This is a genomic window from Streptomyces sp. NPDC002513, assembly GCF_053595355.1.
In genome coordinates, this window is record NZ_JBSFXK010000038.1 from 44938 (window position 1) to 62885 (window position 17948).

The window sequence follows — 17948 nt, forward strand, 5'->3', positions numbered from 1 at the left end:
GTACCCGGCGTCCCTTTCGCGTGTTCCACCCCTATGTATCCAGGAAGAAGCAGCCACCGTGTCTGACCCGAACCTGAACGACGCCGTTGAGTCACGCGGCGAGTCCGCCGAGTCCGTGGATGACGAGCTCGACATCGTCGAGGGCGCGGACGAGCGGGACGAGTTCGAGGCTGCCGAAGCCGAGGCGGGGGAGCCGGCCGAGGATGCCGCCGCGCGTGTCGTGGACGAGGTCGCCGACGAGGACGAGACCGCCGACCTGGATGAGGCCGCCGACGAGGACGAGGCCGTCGACGAGGAGGAGGCAGCCGACGAGGAGGAGGCCGCCCCGGTCGACCCCGTCGAAGCCCTCCGCGAGGAGCTGCGCTCGCTGCCCGGCGAGTGGTACGTGATCCACACGTACGCCGGCTACGAGAACCGCGTGAAGACCAACCTCGAGCAGCGCGCCGTGTCGCTGAACGTCGAGGACTACATCTTCCAGGCCGAGGTGCCGCAGGAAGAGGTCGTCCAGATCAAGAACGGCGACCGCAAGACCATCCGCCAGAACAAGCTCCCGGGCTACGTCCTGGTACGCATGGACCTGACGAACGAGTCCTGGGGCGTCGTCCGCAACACGCCCGGCGTCACCGGCTTCGTGGGCAACGCCTACGACCCGTACCCGCTGACCCTGGACGAGATCGTCAAGATGCTCGCCCCGGAGGCCGAGGAGAAGGCCGCCCGCGAGGCCGCCGAGGCCGAGGGCAAGCCGGCTCCGCAGCGCAAGGTCGAGGTCCAGGTGCTGGACTTCGAGGTCGGCGACTCGGTCACCGTCACCGACGGCCCGTTCGCCACGCTGCAGGCGACCATCAACGAGATCAACGCCGACTCCAAGAAGGTCAAGGGCCTCGTGGAGATCTTCGGCCGCGAGACGCCGGTCGAGCTGAGCTTCGACCAGATCCAGAAGAACTAGTCCAGAACTGGTCCGCTTCTGGTACAAGCGCTTCCGATCAGGTCAGACAGGCTGCCAAAGCCGGTCTGACCTGCTCGGTTTTTGGCCCCGCAGCGGTACCCGTTATCGTTGTGCGGTATGCCTCCATCCGGATGATCCGGATCGGATGGCGGAAAACTCTCACTAAGGACCCGGAGAGAGCAATGCCTCCCAAGAAGAAGAAGGTCACGGGGCTTATCAAGCTCCAGATCCAGGCCGGCGCGGCCAACCCGGCTCCGCCGGTCGGTCCGGCGCTGGGTCAGCACGGCGTCAACATCATGGAGTTCGTCAAGGCCTACAACGCCGCGACCGAGTCGCAGCGCGGTTGGGTCATCCCGGTGGAGATCACGGTCTACGAGGACCGTTCCTTCACCTTCGTGACCAAGACGCCCCCGGCCGCCAAGATGATCCTCAAGGCCGCGGGCATCGAGAAGGGCTCCGGCGAGCCGCACAAGACCAAGGTCGCCAAGATCACCGAGGCGCAGGTCCGCGAGATCGCCCAGACCAAGCTGCCTGACCTCAACGCCAACGACCTGGACGCCGCCGCGAAGATCATCGCCGGTACCGCGCGTTCCATGGGCGTCACGGTCGAGGGCTGAACCCCACCTTCGTAGACCAGGCGGCCGTTGGCCGCACGTGGCAGGGCCTGCTCGGCCCGTACCACGACTCCTTTCAGAACACACAGGAGCAGTTGTGAGCAAGCGCAGCAAGGCTCTCCGCGCTGCGGACGTCAAGGTCGACCGGGAGAAGCTGTACGCCCCGCTCGAGGCCGTCCGTCTCGCCAAGGAGACCTCCACGACCAAGTTCGACGGCACCGTCGAGGTCGCCTTCCGTCTGGGTGTCGACCCGCGCAAGGCCGACCAGATGGTCCGTGGCACCGTGAACCTCCCGCACGGCACCGGTAAGACCGCCCGGGTCCTGGTCTTCGCGACCGGTGACCGTGCCGAGGCCGCTCGTGCCGCGGGCGCCGACATCGTCGGCGCCGACGAGCTGATCGACGAGGTGTCGAAGGGCCGCCTGGACTTCGACGCCGTTGTCGCCACCCCGGACCTCATGGGCAAGGTCGGCCGCCTCGGCCGCGTGCTCGGTCCCCGTGGTCTGATGCCGAACCCCAAGACCGGCACCGTGACCCCGGACGTGGCGAAGGCCGTCACCGAGATCAAGGGCGGCAAGATCGAGTTCCGCGTCGACAAGCACTCGAACCTGCACTTCATCATCGGCAAGTCGTCCTTCGACGACGCCAAGCTGGTGGAGAACTACGGCGCGGCGCTGGAGGAGATCCTCCGTCTGAAGCCGTCCGCCGCCAAGGGTCGCTACATCAAGAAGGCCGCCATCACCACCACGATGGGCCCCGGCATTCCGGTCGACCCGAACCGCACCCGCAACCTCCTCGTCGAGGAGGACCCGGCCGCCGTCTGATCCTGACGGCAGCCGCGGGCACGCACCGCTGACGCCGGGCTCCGCACCTTCGCAGGTGCGCAGCCCGGCGTTTTGCCGTCCCCCTTCGTCCCGGGCGCCCGGCAAGCGGCACATGCCGTTTCACGGGAGGTGCGTGCTGTTTCCCCCGGGTCGGAGTTAGCGTGAAGATCACGGAGCGCGCGAGGGGGTAACGGATGAGGGACGGGATCGTCAGGCGCGGGATCCTGCCGGTCGCGGCGGCCGCCGCGCTGTCCGCCGTGGCGGGGTGCAGCATCTCCGGGGACACCGGCCCCCACAAAGGCAGCCCCGCGACGCCCTCCGGCAGCGCGGCCGGACGGGTCGACTCCCGGGGGACGGCCGCGGCCCTGCGCACCGTGGAGGAGGCCACCATCAGGGCCGGGTCCGCCCGGATCGAGTCCACGACCGCCATGGGCGGGATGCTCTCCCTGAAGACGGACGGCGCCCTCGGCTGGTCCGGCGAGCCGGTCGGCACGCTGCGCATCACCTACACCGGCGGACAGCTCGCCGCCACCATGCGTGCCCTCAGCAGCACCTCCCTGGAGGCGCGGCTGCTGCCCGACGCCTACTACGCCAAGGTCGGCGAGACGTTCGCCCAACGCCTTGAGGGCCGGCACTGGATCCGCTACGGCTACGGCGACCTGGCGGCCCTGCCCGGCGGCTCGGGCGCGTCCCTCACGGACCAGCTGCGCGACACCGCGCCGCTCCAGCCGGTCCGGCTGCTGCGTGCCTCCGGGGACGCGCGCAGGGTGGGCGAGGAGACGGTGCGCGGCCGGCGCACCACGCACTACTCGGGCACGGTCGTCCCGGCGGACCTCACCGGCAGGGACGCCGCCGGCCTGAAGGCGCGGCTGGAGCAGGCCGGGGTCACCAGGGAGACCGTCGACATCTGGGTCGGCGACCGCGGCCTGCTGGTCAAGAAGGTCGAAAGGGGCGAGCTGACCAGCGGCCGGATGTCCGCGACGGCCTATTACCACGACTACGGCGTGAAGGTCGCGGCCGGCCGGCCCCCGGCGGCGGACACCGCCGATTTCAAGGAGCTGATGAACGCCCTGGGCTCGTAGCACACCCCCGCTCGATGCCTGCCGCACAGAAATCGTGGGCCGCTGTCAGTGCTTCGGGATAGGCTCGCGGTCTTGCTATGGATCAAACATGGGTTCTCTTGGGGGGAATCATGACTTTTGCTATACGGAACAGGGTGGAGCGGGGAGCGGCGGGCGCGGTGCTCGCGGCCCTGGTCCTGGGCGGCGGAGCGGTCGCCTGTTCGAAGGGCACCGCGGAGGAGTCGCCGCAGATGACGCCCGCAGCGGCCGTCGCCAAGGCCGCGAAGAACTCCGAGAACATCACGTCCCTGCACTACCGGATGACCGGCACGATGCCGGGCGCGGGCCAGGTCCAGGCCGAGGCCCGGATGTCCATGAAGCCGCTCGCCATGAGCATGAAGATGACGTTGTCGGAGCAGAAGACCCAGGGCCCGGTCGAGGTCAGGCTCGTCGACAAGGCGATGTACGTCGGCGGGGGCGCCGAGGCAGCCAAGGAGATGGACGGCAAGCACTGGATCAAGTTCGACCTGGCCGCGCTGGGCGCGGACAAGCAGCTGAACATGGACCAGCTGGGAGCCGGCCAGGCGAACCAGAACCCGGCCCAGGACTCCACGTTCCTGACCAGCTCCAAGAATGTGACGAAGGTCGGCACCGAGACCATCGACGGCGTGAAGACGACCCACTACAAGGGCGAGGTCACCCTCGCGGAGGTGCGTGCCTCTCTCAAGGCCCAGAAGCTGGACAAGGCCGTCCTCGAGCAGCGCGAGAGGGGTCTCGACCAGTACGCCAAGCTGGGCGCCGACAAGATGGCCATGGACATGTGGGTCGACGGCAGCGACCACACCAAGCGGTTCCGGATGCGCGGCGACGCCGAGAAGGGACCGATGGACATGACCATCACCTTCCTCGACTACAACAAGCCGGTGACGGTGACGGCCCCGTCCGCCGGGGACACGGCCGACCTCGCCGAGATGATGAAGGGCCTCCAGCAGGGCTGAGCCCCGCGGGCTGAGCTCCCACAGGGCTCAGCCCAGCCGAGCCGGGAACGGATTTGCCAGACGGAGATCCGTTCCCGTACTCTCCTACGGAAGCCAAAGACCGCTGGTCGTTGCCGTGCACTCGGATGAGGGTGCGGTGGCCGAAGGATCCGCTGAACTGCGGACGACCCGCGCAGGTGACTGTGGAAGTACTCCCGGAGTGCGTGCGTAAGCCGCGCGTGCGCCCGGTCGAGTCCGCCCCGTGCGCCTGCGCCGGGGCGTTTCGTTTGAGTCCAGCCCCTTCTGAGCGGTCCTCATCACCCGGAAGGAGGCCGACGCTCTATGGCAAGGCCCGACAAGGCTGCCGCGGTAGCCGAGCTCGCGGAGCAGTTCCGCAGCTCGAGCGCCGCCGTGCTGACCGAGTACCGGGGTCTCACTGTGGCGCAGCTCAAGACGCTGCGCCGGTCGCTCGGTGAGAACGCCCAGTACGCCGTGGTGAAGAACACGCTGACCAAGATTGCGGCCAACGAGGCCGGGATCACGACGCTCGACGACCTGTTCAACGGTCCGACGGCGGTCGCCTTCGTCACCGGTGACCCGGTGGAGTCGGCGAAGGGTCTTCGTGACTTCGCCAAGGACAACCCGAACCTCGTCATCAAGGGCGGTGTCCTTGACGGCAAGGCGCTGTCCGCCGACGAGATCAAGAAGCTTGCGGACCTTGAGTCCCGCGAGGTTCTGCTCGCCAAGCTGGCGGGTGCTCTGAAGGGCAAGCAGACGCAGGCTGCTCAGGTCTTCCAGGCGCTCCCGTCGAAGCTCGTCCGCACCGTGGACGCGCTTCGCGCCAAGCAGGACGAGCAGGGCGGTGCCGAGTAATTCGGCCCCCGAAATGACCGCCGCCGCCTGAGGCGGAGGTCGTAGCGGGCCGAACGTACGCCCGCCAGACATGTACATCCGGCACCAGCCGAATTAGCGGAAGGAAGCCATCGTGGCTCTCACCCAGGAAGAACTGCTCGCCGAGTTCGAGTCGATGACCCTCATCCAGCTCTCCGAGTTCGTGAAGGCGTTCGAGGAGAAGTTCGACGTCACCGCCGCCGCCGCGGTCGCCGTCGCGGGCCCGGCCGGTCCGGCCGCCGCCGCCCCGGTCGAGGAGGAGAAGGACGAGTTCGACGTCGTCCTCACCGGCGCCGGCGACAAGAAGATCCAGGTCATCAAGGTCGTGCGCGAGCTGACCTCCCTCGGCCTGAAGGAGGCCAAGGACCTGGTCGACGGTGCGCCGAAGCCGGTTCTGGAGAAGGTCAACAAGGAGGCCGCGGACAAGGCTGCCGAGGCTCTCAAGGGTGCCGGCGCCTCCGTCGAGGTCAAGTAACACCTTTCGGGTCCCGCACCGGGACCCACGGGCCCGCCCAGGGCTCACCGGGCCGTACGGGGCTTCGCTCCGTACGGCCCTTCGTGTGTGCCGGCCCCGGTTCACTCGAACGCCGCAGCCGGCGCCTCCGGGATTCCGGCGCGGCTCACCCGTAGGCCTGTAACGCGAACGCACCGAAGGGCGATCATCCATCCGGGTGGTCGCCTTCCGGCGTTCCGGGGGGTCCGGTGGCGGCTGCCTTGCACCCGTCGCCGCGGGGAGTATGGTGATCTTCGTCGTGCCTCCCGAGGGTCCCGGTGACCGTTGCACGTGACGATGGCAGTACCCGGATCGGCCATGGGGGGCCTTGACGAACTGCACGCAGCGCGCAATTCTCAGGACGCGTCGTCACAACGATCCGGATCCGAGGCATGGATCGACGACGAAGAGGGCAGTATCGATGTGCATCGAGGGCGTGGCTTGCCGCAGCAGTTGAGGGACAACGAGGGCTTCCATCGTGGGCCTGCAAACCCGCACTGGACATCAGTGTGCCAAGTGGCTACACTGACCCTTTGCGCTGCCTGTTAGCTGCCTCCTGCCCGTCACCAGGAGCATGCCCTCGCTTGAGCACCGACGATGAAGAGTCTCTGACCTGAGGCTTTCCCTCTCTGTGCCCGGTGGGACCGGTACGCGCGTAGTGAGTCCGAGCCCTCGGAAGGACCCCCTCTTGGCCGCCTCGCGCAATGCCTCGACCGCGAATACGAACAACGGCGCCAGCACCGCCCCGCTGCGCATCTCCTTTGCAAAGATCAAGGAGCCCCTCGAGGTTCCGAACCTTCTCGCGTTGCAAACCGAGAGCTTCGACTGGCTGCTCGGCAACGACGCGTGGAAGGCTCGCGTCGAGGCGGCTCTGGAGTCCGGTCAGGACGTCCCCACCAAGTCCGGCCTCGAGGAGATCTTCGAGGAGATCTCCCCGATCGAGGACTTTTCCGGGTCGATGTCGCTGACGTTCCGCGACCACCGCTTCGAGCCGCCGAAGAACTCGATCGACGAGGCCAAGGAGCGCGACTTCACCTACGCCGCGCCCCTCTTCGTCACGGCCGAGTTCACCAACAACGAGACCGGCGAGATCAAGTCCCAGACCGTCTTCATGGGCGACTTCCCGCTCATGACGAACAAGGGCACCTTCGTCATCAACGGCACCGAGCGTGTCGTCGTGTCGCAGCTGGTCCGTTCGCCCGGCGTCTACTTCGACTCCAGCATCGACAAGACGTCCGACAAGGACATCTTCTCCGCCAAGATCATCCCGTCCCGGGGGGCCTGGCTCGAGATGGAGATCGACAAGCGCGACATGGTCGGTGTCCGCATCGACCGCAAGCGCAAGCAGTCCGTGACCGTCCTCCTGAAGGCGCTCGGCTGGACGACCGAGCAGATCCTCGAGGAGTTCGGCGAGTACGAGTCCATGCGCGCCACCCTGGAGAAGGACCACACCCAGGGCCAGGACGACGCGCTGCTCGACATCTACCGCAAGCTGCGTCCGGGCGAGCCCCCCACGCGTGAGGCCGCGCAGACGCTCCTTGAGAACCTCTACTTCAACCCGAAGCGCTACGACCTCGCCAAGGTCGGCCGCTACAAGGTCAACAAGAAGCTGGGCGCGGACGCTCCGCTCGACGCGGGTGTCCTGACCGTCGAGGACGTCATCTCGACGATCAAGTACCTGGTGAAGCTGCACGCGGGCGAGGCCGAGACGGTCGGCGACAGCGGTCAGACGATCGTCGTCGAGACCGACGACATCGACCACTTCGGCAACCGTCGCCTGCGCAGCGTCGGCGAACTCATCCAGAACCAGGTCCGCACGGGTCTGGCCCGTATGGAGCGCGTCGTCCGCGAGCGCATGACCACGCAGGACGTCGAGGCGATCACGCCGCAGACCCTGATCAACATCCGGCCGGTCGTCGCCTCCATCAAGGAGTTCTTCGGCACCAGCCAGCTGTCGCAGTTCATGGACCAGAACAACCCGCTGTCCGGGCTGACGCACAAGCGTCGTCTGTCCGCGCTCGGCCCGGGTGGTCTCTCCCGTGAGCGGGCCGGCTTCGAGGTCCGTGACGTGCACCCGTCGCACTACGGCCGCATGTGCCCGATCGAGACGCCCGAAGGCCCGAACATCGGTCTGATCGGTTCGCTCGCCTCCTACGGCCGGGTCAACGCGTTCGGCTTCGTCGAGACCCCGTACCGCAAGGTCATCGACGGCCAGGTCACCGACGATGTGGACTACCTGACCGCCGACGAGGAGGACCGCTTCGTCATCGCCCAGGCCAACGCGCCGCTGACCGACGAGCTCCGGTTCGCCGAGAGCCGCGTGCTGGTCCGCCGCCGTGGCGGCGAGGTCGACTACGTCAGCCCCGAGGACGTCGACTACATGGACGTCTCGCCGCGCCAGATGGTGTCGGTCGCGACCGCCATGATCCCGTTCCTCGAGCACGACGACGCCAACCGTGCCCTCATGGGCGCGAACATGATGCGCCAGGCCGTTCCGCTGATCAAGTCGGAGTCCCCGCTCGTCGGCACCGGCATGGAGTACCGCTCCGCCGTCGACGCCGGCGACGTCGTCAAGGCCGAGAAGGCCGGTGTGGTCCAGGAGGTCTCCGCGGACTACATCACCACCGCCAACGACGACGGCACGTACATCACGTACCGCCTGGCCAAGTTCGCCCGCTCCAACCAGGGCACCTCGGTCAACCAGAAGGTCGTCGTCAACGAGGGCGACCGCGTCGTCGACGGCCAGGTCCTCGCCGACGGTCCCGCCACCCAGAACGGCGAGATGGCGCTCGGCAAGAACCTGCTCGTCGCGTTCATGCCGTGGGAGGGTCACAACTACGAGGACGCGATCATCCTGTCGCAGCGCCTCGTGCAGGACGACGTCCTCTCCTCGATCCACATCGAGGAGCACGAGGTCGACGCCCGTGACACCAAGCTCGGCCCCGAGGAGATCACCCGGGACATCCCGAACGTCTCCGAGGAGGTCCTCGCCGACCTCGACGAGCGCGGCATCATCCGTATCGGTGCCGAGGTCATCGCCGGTGACATCCTCGTCGGCAAGGTCACCCCGAAGGGTGAGACCGAGCTGACCCCCGAGGAGCGTCTGCTGCGCGCGATCTTCGGTGAGAAGGCCCGTGAGGTCCGTGACACCTCGCTGAAGGTGCCGCACGGCGAGACCGGCAAGGTCATCGGCGTGCGCGTCTTCGACCGCGAGGAGGGCGACGAGCTGCCGCCGGGCGTGAACCAGCTGGTCCGCGTCTACGTCGCGCAGAAGCGCAAGATCACCGACGGTGACAAGCTCGCCGGCCGTCACGGCAACAAGGGTGTCATCTCCAAGATCCTGCCGATCGAGGACATGCCGTTCCTGGAGGACGGCACCCCGGTCGACATCATCCTCAACCCGCTGGGTGTGCCGTCCCGAATGAACCCGGGACAGGTTCTGGAGATCCACCTCGGCTGGCTCGCCAGCCGCGGCTGGGACGTCTCCGGCCTCGCCGACGAGTGGGCCCAGCGCCTGCAGGTCATCGGCGCCGACCAGGTCGCCCCGCGCACCAACGTCGCCACCCCGGTCTTCGACGGTGCCCGCGAGGACGAGCTGGCGGGTCTGCTGCAGCACACCATCCCGAACCGCGACGGCGAGCGCATGGTGCTCCCGTCCGGCAAGGCGCGGCTGTTCGACGGCCGCAGCGGTGAGCCGTTCCCGGACCCGATCTCGGTCGGCTACATGTACATCCTGAAGCTGCACCACCTGGTCGACGACAAGCTGCACGCCCGTTCGACCGGTCCGTACTCGATGATCACCCAGCAGCCGCTGGGTGGTAAGGCCCAGTTCGGTGGCCAGCGGTTCGGCGAGATGGAGGTGTGGGCGCTCGAGGCCTACGGTGCCGCCTACGCCCTCCAGGAGCTGCTGACCATCAAGTCCGACGACGTCACCGGCCGCGTGAAGGTCTACGAGGCCATCGTCAAGGGCGAGAACATCCCTGAGCCCGGCATCCCCGAGTCCTTCAAGGTCCTCATCAAGGAGATGCAGTCCCTGTGCCTGAACGTGGAGGTGCTGTCCAGCGACGGTATGTCCATCGAGATGCGTGACACCGACGAGGACGTCTTCCGCGCTGCGGAGGAGCTCGGCATCGACCTGTCCCGGCGCGAGCCGAGCAGCGTCGAAGAGGTCTGACGGGAGCCCGGCGGGCCTGACTCCAAGGCCCGCCGATCCCGGGACCCCCGTACAGACCGAAAGACTTACGACCCTGAGAGGGATTGACGCATAGTGCTCGACGTCAACTTCTTCGACGAGCTCCGGATCGGCCTGGCCACCGCTGACGACATCCGTCAGTGGAGCCACGGCGAGGTCAAGAAGCCCGAGACCATCAACTACCGCACCCTCAAGCCCGAGAAGGACGGCCTCTTCTGCGAGAAGATCTTCGGCCCCACCCGGGACTGGGAGTGCTACTGCGGTAAGTACAAGCGCGTCCGCTTCAAGGGCATCATCTGCGAGCGCTGTGGCGTCGAGGTCACGCGCGCGAAGGTGCGCCGTGAGCGGATGGGCCACATCGAGCTGGCCGCCCCGGTCACGCACATCTGGTACTTCAAGGGCGTTCCGTCGCGGCTGGGCTACCTGCTCGACCTCGCCCCGAAGGACCTGGAGAAGGTCATCTACTTCGCGGCGTACATGATCACGTACGTCGACGAGGAGCGCCGTACGCGTGACCTGCCCTCCCTGGAGGCGCACGTCTCCGTCGAGCGGCAGCAGATCGAGAACCGTCGCGACGCCGACCTGGAGGCCCGCGCCAAGAAGCTCGAGACCGACCTGGCCGAGCTCGAGGCCGAGGGCGCCAAGGCCGATGTGCGCCGCAAGGTGCGCGAGGGCGCGGAGCGCGAGATGAAGCAGCTGCGCGACCGCGCGCAGCGCGAGATCGACCGCCTCGACGAGGTGTGGGCCCGGTTCAAGAACCTCAAGGTCCAGGACCTCGAGGGCGACGAGCTGCTCTACCGCGAGCTGCGGGACCGCTTCGGCACGTACTTCGACGGTTCGATGGGTGCCGCGGCGCTGCAGAAGCGCCTGGAGTCCTTCGACCTCGAGGAGGAGGCCGAGAAGCTCCGCGAGATCATCCGCACCGGCAAGGGCCAGAAGAAGACCCGTGCCCTCAAGCGGCTCAAGGTCGTGTCCGCGTTCCTGCAGACCTCCAACAGCCCCAAGGGCATGGTCCTGGACTGCGTCCCGGTCATCCCGCCGGACCTGCGTCCGATGGTGCAGCTGGACGGTGGCCGCTTCGCGACCTCCGACTTGAACGACCTGTACCGCCGTGTGATCAACCGCAACAACCGTCTGAAGAGGCTCCTGGACCTCGGTGCCCCGGAGATCATCGTCAACAACGAGAAGCGCATGCTTCAGGAGGCTGTTGACGCCCTCTTCGACAACGGTCGTCGCGGCCGCCCGGTCACGGGCCCCGGCAACCGCCCGCTGAAGTCCCTCAGCGACATGCTGAAGGGTAAGCAGGGCCGCTTCCGCCAGAACCTGCTCGGCAAGCGTGTCGACTACTCGGCGCGTTCCGTGATCGTCGTCGGCCCGCAGCTCAAGCTGCACCAGTGCGGTCTGCCGAAGGCGATGGCGCTGGAGCTGTTCAAGCCGTTCGTGATGAAGCGCCTGGTCGACCTGAACCACGCGCAGAACATCAAGTCGGCGAAGCGCATGGTGGAGCGCGGCCGCACGGTCGTGTACGACGTCCTCGAAGAGGTCATCGCCGAGCACCCGGTGCTGCTGAACCGTGCGCCCACCCTGCACCGCCTCGGCATCCAGGCCTTCGAGCCGCAGCTGGTCGAGGGCAAGGCCATCCAGATCCACCCGCTCGTCTGCACCGCGTTCAACGCGGACTTCGACGGCGACCAGATGGCCGTGCACCTGCCGCTGTCCGCGGAGGCGCAGGCCGAGGCCCGCATCCTGATGCTGTCCTCGAACAACATCCTCAAGCCGGCCGACGGCCGCCCGGTCACGATGCCGACCCAGGACATGGTCCTCGGTCTGTTCTTCCTGACCACGGACGGCGAGATGCGGAACGTGAAGGGCGAGGACCGCTCCTTCGCGTCCGTGGCCGAGGCGATCATGGCGTTCGACGCCGGCGAGCTCTCGCTGCAGTCGCGCGTGGACATCCGCTTCCCGGTGGGCACCATCCCGCCGCGCGGCTGGACCCCGCCGGCCCAGGAGGAGGGCGAGCCGGAGTGGCAGCAGGGTGACAGCTTCCGTCTGAAGACCACGCTGGGGCGTGCGCTCTTCAACGAGCTGTTGCCCGAGGACTACCCGTTCGTCGACTACGAGGTCGGCAAGAAGCAGCTCTCCGAGATCGTCAACGACCTCGCCGAGCGCTACCCGAAGGTCATCGTGGCGGCCACGCTCGACAACCTGAAGGCGTCCGGCTTCTACTGGGCCACGCGTTCCGGCGTCACCGTCGCCATCTCCGACGTCGTCGTTCCCGAGGCGAAGAAGGAGATCGTCAAGGGCTACGAGGCCCAGGACGAGAAGGTCCAGAAGCAGTACGAGCGCGGTCTGATCACCAAGGACGAACGCACTCAGGAACTGATCAACATCTGGACCAAGGCGACCAACGAGGTCGCCGAGGCGATGAACGAGAACTTCCCGAAGACCAACCCGATCTTCATGATGGTGAACTCGGGTGCACGAGGCAACATGATGCAGATGCGTCAGATTGCCGGTATGCGTGGTCTGGTGTCGAACGCGAAGAACGAGACGATCCCGCGTCCGATCAAGGCGTCGTTCCGTGAGGGCCTGTCCGTGCTGGAGTACTTCATCTCCACGCACGGTGCCCGTAAGGGTCTCGCGGACACCGCTCTGCGTACCGCCGACTCGGGTTACCTGACCCGTCGTCTGGTCGACGTCTCCCAGGACGTCATCATCCGCGAGGAGGACTGCGGCACCGACCGTGGCCTCAAGCTCCACATCGCGGAGGTCGGCGCGGACGGCGTGCTGCGCAAGGCGGAGAACGTCGAGACGTCCGTGTACGCGCGCTGCCTCGCCGAGGACATCGTCGTCGACGGTCAGGTGCTGGCCCCGGCCGGTACCGACCTGGGTGACGTCCTCATCGAGGAACTGGTCGCCCGTGGCATCTCGGAGGTCAAGACCCGCTCGGTCCTGACCTGTGAGTCCGCCGTCGGCACCTGCGCCATGTGCTACGGCCGCTCGCTCGCCACCGGCAAGCTGGTCGACATCGGTGAGGCGGTCGGCATCATCGCCGCCCAGTCCATCGGTGAGCCCGGTACCCAGCTGACGATGCGTACCTTCCACACCGGTGGTGTGGCCGGTGACGACATCACCCAGGGTCTGCCGCGTGTCGTCGAGCTCTTCGAGGCCCGTACCCCGAAGGGTGTCGCCCCGATCTCCGAGGCCCAGGGCCGCGTGCGGATCGAGGAGACCGAGAAGACCAAGAAGATCGTCATCACGCCGGACGACGGCAGCGACGAGACGGCCTTCCCGATCTCGAAGCGCGCCCGACTCCTGGTCAGCGAGGGCGAGCACGTCGAGGTGGGCCAGAAGCTCACCGTGGGTGCCACCAACCCGCACGACGTGCTGCGCATCCTGGGCCAGCGTGCCGTCCAGGTCCACCTGGTCGGCGAGGTCCAGAAGGTGTACAACTCGCAGGGTGTGTCGATCCACGACAAGCACATCGAGATCATCATCCGGCAGATGCTCCGCCGCGTGACGATCATCGAGTCCGGCGACGCCGAGCTGCTGCCCGGCGAGCTGGTCGAGCGCTCGAAGTTCGAGACCGAGAACCGTCGTGTGGTCCAGGAGGGCGGTCACCCGGCCTCCGGTCGTCCGCAGCTCATGGGTATCACCAAGGCCTCGCTGGCGACCGAGTCCTGGCTGTCGGCGGCGTCCTTCCAGGAGACGACCAGGGTCCTCACGGACGCGGCGATCAACGCCAAGTCCGACTCCCTGATCGGCCTCAAGGAGAACGTCATCATCGGTAAGCTCATCCCGGCCGGTACGGGTCTGTCCCGTTACCGCAACATCCGGGTCGAGCCGACCGAGGAGGCCAAGGCCGCGATGTACTCGGCCGTCGGCTACGACGACATCGACTACTCGCCGTTCGGCGCCGGTTCCGGCCAGGCGGTGCCGCTGGAGGACTACGACTACGGTCCGTACAACCAGTAAGCGAGCAGAATGAAGGGCGGCCACCCCGTGACGGGGTGGCCGCCCTTCGGCGTGTCCGGGGGCGGCCCGGAGCTCTCAGTGCTGCGGCTGGAGGTACGGCTGCAGGTGGTGGAGCCGGGTGTCATAGTCCGGATGCGAGGACAGCAGCCTGCCGAGGGCGCTCTCCGTCACCGGGACGCCCCCGTTGCGGGCTGCCTGCTCGGCCGCGGTCCGCAGGTCCTGCTCGTGCAGCTTCTCCAGCACGGCGGCCAGCATCGGGGCGAAGCCGAGGGCGGCCGCGTGCTCGTCGGCACGCAGCTCGGCGCGGCGGCCGACGGCGGCCAGCGCGTAGGGGACGCCCAGGAGCAGCAGCGGCAGCCCGTAGAGCGTGCTGATGGTCGCCAGTGCGAGGCCGCCCAGGAACAGCACCACGAAGGCGACGCCGAGGCAGCCGAACGCCCGCGACACCTTGAACACGAAACCGGAGAACGCCTTGAGGAGGCGCCAGGCCACCCGGCCGGGCAGCGCGTACCAGTAGCCGAGCAGCGAGGACCACGCATGGCCGCCGACGTGGTGGCCCAGCTCGTGCGCGAGTACGGCGGCCAGCTCGCCGTTGGGCAGCCGGTTCATGGCGAAGCGGGTGACGCCGACGATATGGCCGGCCGCGGCGACCGCGTTGAGGTCCTCGCTGTCCTGCACCCACAGCTCGTAGGCGCGGCCCTCGATGCCGGCGCGGGCGGTGACCATGCGCCACACCGGTTCGAGGGTGGCTCGTTCCTGCGGAGTGGGGTGGCGCAGACGGAGCAGATGGCGCGCGAGGGCGCTTTCGGTGGGGCGGTGGAACACGAGTGCGCCGCTGGCGAGCCAGGCCAGGACGACCAGGAACGCGAACTTGCCGAAGAAGGCCGCGACCAGGGTGACCACGAAGAGGCTGCACAGGAGGTTCGGCAGGTGCAGCAGGAGGTTGCCGACGGCGGTGGCGTCGGTGCGGCGCTGGTCCTTCGACAGATGGACGCGACCGTGGTCGGTGCTGATGTGGTGGGGGTGCGCGGGGTCGTCGGGGGCCAGGGGCGGGGACGGCGTCGTGGGCGGTGCGCCGGGCGGGGGAGTCGGGCCGGCCTGCGGAGGGTGGGGTGGTGGGGCCGGCTGGGGATACGGGGGAGGGGCTGGTGACGGGTACGGGGGAGGGGCTGACGGGGGGTAGGCGGGTGGGGCCGGGGCGGAGGCCGGGTACGGGGGCGTGGGCGCTGGCTGGGGGTACTGCGGTGCGGGGCCCGGCTGGGGGTGCTGCGGTGCGGGGCCCGGCTGGGGGTACTGCGGGGCCGGACCCGACTGGGGGTACTGGGGTATGGGGCCCGGCTGGGGGTAGGCGGGAGGCTGCTCCGGGTACTGCGGTGCTCTCGGCTGCTCCCCGGCGGTCTGTGCCGGCGAGCCGGGGTACTGCGGTGGGACCGGTGGCGGTTCGGACATGGTCGTTCTTTCCTTCGGGTGCTGGTGCGGGGACGACTGCGATGCGGCGGGTCAGCCGATCAGCAGGGAGGCGGGCAGCAGGACCGTGCCGGCGCCGAAGGCGACGAGGCCCGCCCTGATCCACTGGTGCTTGCGTGCGGCGATCCGGCTCGTCTCGGTGAGCGCCCTGGTCAGGCCGGCCGTGGGAAGACGTTCGGTGTCGGCGAGCGCGCTCTCCAAGTGGCCTTGCCTGACGGCCTGTTGGATGTCACCGAAGTAGGACAGGGGAAGGCCCGGCGCCCAGCTTCCGGAGCGGTAGCGGGGGAGTACCGCGAGCAGCAGGGCGAACAGCGAGAGGGCGAGACACAGAGCTCCGGCCCACCACAGCACGGTGCCCGGTCCGGACAGCGCGGCCGGGGTCCACTTCCGCCCGGCGAGCAGACCGCTGAAGACACCTGCGGTCATGCCGAGGGCGGCGACCAGGACCGACGCCTTGCTGTCGGCCCGGGCGATCTCGGCCCGCAGCTCGGCCAGGAGCCGCTCGCAGAGCGGGGCGAGTGCTGCGGGGTCGGCGGGGCCGCCGGTGGGCGGGGCGGGCGCGGAGCCGGGGGCGGTCATGTGCCGTCGCTCTCGGTGCCGCTCCCGGTTCCACCGGATCCCGTCGACGCGCCGGTGTCCTCGGTGCCTCCGGGGACCTCGTCCGCGACCGGGACCGTGGCCCCGGCCGGGTTCACCGGGTTCGCCGGGGACACCGGATGCGCGGGGACGGCCGGGGCCTGACCGCCGGGCATGGTGGGCGTGGTGCCGTATCCGGACGGGGGCTGCCAGGCCGGGGCCTGCGGGCCGTACGCGCCGTGCTGAGGCTCCTGCGGCGGGCCGCCGGCTCCGTACGGCAGGGTCGTCTGCCAGGGCTGCGGCGCGCCCGGGGGCGGCGGTGTGAAGGGCGGCGCGCTCGGCGCCGGAGGCGGTAACGGCGGGGCGCCCGGCACTGGAGGCGGGAACGGGGCGGTGGCCGGTACCGGAGGCGGGAACGGGGCGGTGGTCGGTACCGGCGGTGGGAACGGAAGCCCGCCCGGGGCCGCTCCCGGTCCGGGTACCGGGAACCCGGCCGGGGCCTCAGGTCCCGTGCCCGCCGTGGCCGGCGGGACCTCGCCCGGCGTAGCGCCGCCCGGCGAGGCCGCCGACCCGGCTTCGGTTCCCACCCCCGGAACGGCGGCCGAAGCCGCTGCCGCGGCGGCCGGCACTGTCCACACCCCCGCGGGCTGACCCGCGGTCGGGTTCGTCGGCGGCTCGGGCGAACCCGGATAGGCCGGTCCCGTTCCCTCGGGCAGCGGGGGCGCGGTCTGGGGAACGCCGGGGAGCCGCTGGGTGAGGATGTCGTTGACCGTGCGGAGGGCGAGTTGCTTGGGCCCCTCCAGTTCGTAGCCCTCCGCCGCGTCACCGTTCAGGAGCTGCCCTACCAGTTCCATCTGTGCCTGGATCATGCGGAGTTGGTCCTCGCGCATGCTGGACATGACGAGCCGTGAGTCCTCCGGGTGCTGGGCGAGGTGAAGTGCCCAGGCGTGGACACCGCCCTGTTGGAGGTGCCACTGGTAGAAGGCGATCTTCTGGGCCTCGATCTTCTGCAGTTCCAGCTCTTGCTGCCCCTGTTGCAGCGCGAGCTGGTGCTGCTGTCCGCTGTGCAGCAGGGCCTGCTCGTACTGCCACCGCTGCTGCTGGATCATCAGTTCCTGCTGCTGGGTGCCGTAGGCCAGTGCCCGTTCGATCTGCAGGCCGTCCTGTTGCCGCTGGCGCCGGTCCGCCTCGATGTCGACCTCCCTACCTCGCTGGGTCGCGCGGACCTGTTCGGCGGCGGAGTGGTCGATGGCCTGCAACCGCTGCTGGTGCTCGATGTCGGCCTTGTCGCGCTTGATGCGCAGGGTCCAGGTGACCTGCAGTCCCGCGGGCGCACCGAGCGGCCCGAGCACGGTGACCGCCTGGAGCAGCTCCCGTTCGGCCGCCGCGCTGTCGATGACGGCGAAACGGCGGGTCACCGGCCGGGCGGCCCGCTGGAGTTCACCGAGGACCAGTCCCGGCACGTCCCGGTGACCGCTCGCCACGAACCGGGCCGGGTCCAGGACCTGCCAGGAGAGGTCGACCTCGGCCGTGAACTCGAAGGCGTCGTTGTCGCTGGGCAGCGTGAGCTCGGCGGTGCAGGGGTGCACGCCCATGTCCACCTCGTACACGGCGGTGTACCGGTTCGCGGCGACCTCGGAGCGCGTCGGGCGCCGCGGCGGCAGATACGCCTCGTAGGAGCCCTTCGGGGTGGAGAAGACGAGTGCGTGGTCGATGCGGACCAGCTGTCTCAGGCTGAACTCGAAGCGCGACAGCTGACGCACGGTCAGCACCGGGTCGACCAGCTGCGTGTGCCGGTCCGCCGGCTGCTGCCACTCGGGCTGGCGGTGGAAGGTGGGCATGGTGCGTGCGGCTCCTCGGGACGTACCGGTGGACGGGCGGACGGGCGGGCGGGGCGGACGGACGGGACGGACGTGCGGACGAGAGCGCGGGC

The 17948-nt window shown here is 68.7% G+C and carries 12 protein-coding genes; 9 read left to right on the forward strand and 3 right to left on the reverse strand.

Annotation, left to right across the window (positions count from 1 at the left end; translation table 11 throughout):
* Window positions 1-58: 58 nt before the first annotated feature.
* The 9 genes from nusG (at window position 59) to ACWD5Q_RS23465 (ending at window position 13972) form a co-directional block, all read left to right on the forward strand.
* The gene (nusG, locus tag ACWD5Q_RS23425) at window positions 59-946 is read left to right on the forward strand and encodes a transcription termination/antitermination protein NusG (protein ID WP_451428975.1); all 888 of its coding nucleotides are present in this window, start codon (window positions 59-61) and stop codon (window positions 944-946) included.
* A gap of 182 nt (window positions 947-1128) precedes the next feature.
* Window positions 1129-1563, forward strand: a complete 435-nt coding sequence (gene rplK / locus ACWD5Q_RS23430; RefSeq protein ID WP_451428976.1) for a 50S ribosomal protein L11 — start codon at window positions 1129-1131, stop codon at window positions 1561-1563.
* A gap of 94 nt (window positions 1564-1657) precedes the next feature.
* Entirely contained in the window at window positions 1658-2383 is a 726-nt protein-coding gene (rplA, locus tag ACWD5Q_RS23435; RefSeq protein ID WP_451428977.1) for a 50S ribosomal protein L1, read from the forward strand.
* Between the two features lie 194 nt (window positions 2384-2577).
* Window positions 2578-3465, forward strand: a complete 888-nt coding sequence (locus tag ACWD5Q_RS23440; protein WP_451428978.1) for a hypothetical protein — start codon at window positions 2578-2580, stop codon at window positions 3463-3465.
* Between the two features lie 110 nt (window positions 3466-3575).
* Complete coding sequence (locus ACWD5Q_RS23445) at window positions 3576-4442, forward strand: DUF1396 domain-containing protein (protein WP_451428979.1); 867 nt, start codon at window positions 3576-3578, stop codon at window positions 4440-4442.
* Window positions 4443-4763: 321 nt separating this feature from the next.
* Window positions 4764-5294 (forward strand): 50S ribosomal protein L10, encoded by a 531-nt coding sequence (rplJ, locus tag ACWD5Q_RS23450; RefSeq protein WP_451428980.1) that lies wholly within the window; start codon window positions 4764-4766, stop codon window positions 5292-5294.
* Between the two features lie 109 nt (window positions 5295-5403).
* Window positions 5404-5787: a 50S ribosomal protein L7/L12 gene (rplL, locus tag ACWD5Q_RS23455; protein ID WP_451428999.1), complete on the forward strand. Its 384-nt coding sequence runs from the start codon at window positions 5404-5406 to the stop codon at window positions 5785-5787.
* 706 nt (window positions 5788-6493) lie between these two features.
* The gene (gene rpoB, locus ACWD5Q_RS23460; protein WP_451428981.1) at window positions 6494-9979 is read left to right on the forward strand and encodes a DNA-directed RNA polymerase subunit beta; all 3486 of its coding nucleotides are present in this window, start codon (window positions 6494-6496) and stop codon (window positions 9977-9979) included.
* 93 nt (window positions 9980-10072) lie between these two features.
* The gene (locus ACWD5Q_RS23465; RefSeq protein ID WP_451428982.1) at window positions 10073-13972 is read left to right on the forward strand and encodes a DNA-directed RNA polymerase subunit beta'; all 3900 of its coding nucleotides are present in this window, start codon (window positions 10073-10075) and stop codon (window positions 13970-13972) included.
* Window positions 13973-14047: 75 nt separating this feature from the next.
* Here ACWD5Q_RS23465 and ACWD5Q_RS23470 read toward each other — a convergent pair whose 3' ends face one another.
* Genes ACWD5Q_RS23470 through ACWD5Q_RS23480 form a run of 3 tightly spaced genes read right to left on the reverse strand, consistent with a single transcriptional unit; the run spans window position 14048 to window position 17856 of the window.
* The gene (locus tag ACWD5Q_RS23470; protein ID WP_451428983.1) at window positions 14048-15421 is read right to left on the reverse strand and encodes a M48 family metalloprotease; all 1374 of its coding nucleotides are present in this window, start codon (window positions 15419-15421) and stop codon (window positions 14048-14050) included.
* Between the two features lie 51 nt (window positions 15422-15472).
* Window positions 15473-16018: a Pycsar system effector family protein gene (locus tag ACWD5Q_RS23475; protein ID WP_451428984.1), complete on the reverse strand. Its 546-nt coding sequence runs from the start codon at window positions 16016-16018 to the stop codon at window positions 15473-15475.
* Complete coding sequence (locus tag ACWD5Q_RS23480; protein ID WP_451428985.1) at window positions 16015-17856, reverse strand: hypothetical protein; 1842 nt, start codon at window positions 17854-17856, stop codon at window positions 16015-16017. Before ACWD5Q_RS23480 ends, ACWD5Q_RS23475 begins: the two co-directional genes overlap by 4 nt.
* Window positions 17857-17948 lie beyond the last annotated feature (92 nt).

Excerpts from the sequence above, each read along its gene's own strand:
- rplK (WP_451428976.1), top strand. The coding sequence starts at position 1,129 with ATGCCTCCCAAGAAGAAGAAGGTCACGGGGCTTATCAAGCTCCAGATC.
- ACWD5Q_RS23440 (WP_451428978.1), top strand. The coding sequence starts at position 2,578 with ATGAGGGACGGGATCGTCAGGCGCGGGATCCTGCCGGTCGCGGCGGCC.
- ACWD5Q_RS23470 (WP_451428983.1), bottom strand. The coding sequence starts at position 15,421 with ATGTCCGAACCGCCACCGGTCCCACCGCAGTACCCCGGCTCGCCGGCA.
- ACWD5Q_RS23445 (WP_451428979.1), top strand. The coding sequence starts at position 3,576 with ATGACTTTTGCTATACGGAACAGGGTGGAGCGGGGAGCGGCGGGCGCG.
- ACWD5Q_RS23475 (WP_451428984.1), bottom strand. The coding sequence starts at position 16,018 with ATGACCGCCCCCGGCTCCGCGCCCGCCCCGCCCACCGGCGGCCCCGCC.
- rplJ (WP_451428980.1), top strand. The coding sequence starts at position 4,764 with ATGGCAAGGCCCGACAAGGCTGCCGCGGTAGCCGAGCTCGCGGAGCAG.
- ACWD5Q_RS23480 (WP_451428985.1), bottom strand. The coding sequence starts at position 17,856 with ATGCCCACCTTCCACCGCCAGCCCGAGTGGCAGCAGCCGGCGGACCGG.